Annotated in this window: 1 protein-coding gene and 1 pseudogene; both read right to left on the bottom strand. The window is 75.1% G+C overall.

What is annotated here, in order from left to right; translation table 11 throughout:
• Positions 1 to 262, bottom strand: a pseudogene (locus tag AC3EVP_RS36975) (hypothetical protein); the annotation flags it as partial.
• Positions 259 to 587, bottom strand: a 329-nt coding sequence (locus AC3EVP_RS36970; protein ID WP_435138202.1) for a lactate utilisation protein LutB domain-containing protein, incomplete at its 5' end; no start/stop codon positions are given. The pseudogene AC3EVP_RS36975 and the gene AC3EVP_RS36970, both read right to left, overlap by 4 nt.

Below are 587 nucleotides of genomic sequence, written 5' to 3'. Positions count from 1 at the left end.
CGGTGAGGAGTTGGGCGATGGTGTGGGGGAGTTGGTCGGTGGTGGTGCGGTGGACGTGGGCGCGGTAGTCGGTCATGTGGGTGGCGAGGAGGTCGGTGAGGGTGGTGGGGTCGTCGTCGGGGACGTGGGAGTTGAGGTAGTCGCGGGGGATTCCGGTGGTGTCGGGGGCGCCGGTGGCGCCGGGGGTGCGGGGGACGTCGGCGAGCGCGGCGCGGATACGGCCGAGGATGATGTCCCGGCTGGACGGGGTCGGCTGTGTCATCGCGGGGTGTCCTCGCTGTGGTCCGTGTCGTGCTTCGGCTCGTCGGCTGCGCTGCCCGTGCCCGTGCCCTGGCCCGGGTGCGGGGCGTTCGCGGCGCCGCGGTTCTTCTTCCAGCTCGCGCGGAAGGACGCCGCCCCGACCTCGGGCAGGTCGCGTGCGTCGCTCCACGCCTTCGCCGGCCCGGGCAGCGGCAGCTTCGCCGGGTGCAGCCGCCGGGTGGTGGACGCGGCGCGTTCGGCCGCCGCCAGCGCCGCCGGGTGGTCCAGCAGCCAGGTCGCCGCCTTCATCGCGGTCCGCTCCGCGCGGTGCCCGTCCTTCTGGTCGG

It is taken from the genome of Actinacidiphila sp. bgisy144, assembly GCF_057708105.1.
Note: the sequence above shows the minus strand (reverse complement) of the source record. Positions and strands in the feature narration are given on the sequence as shown.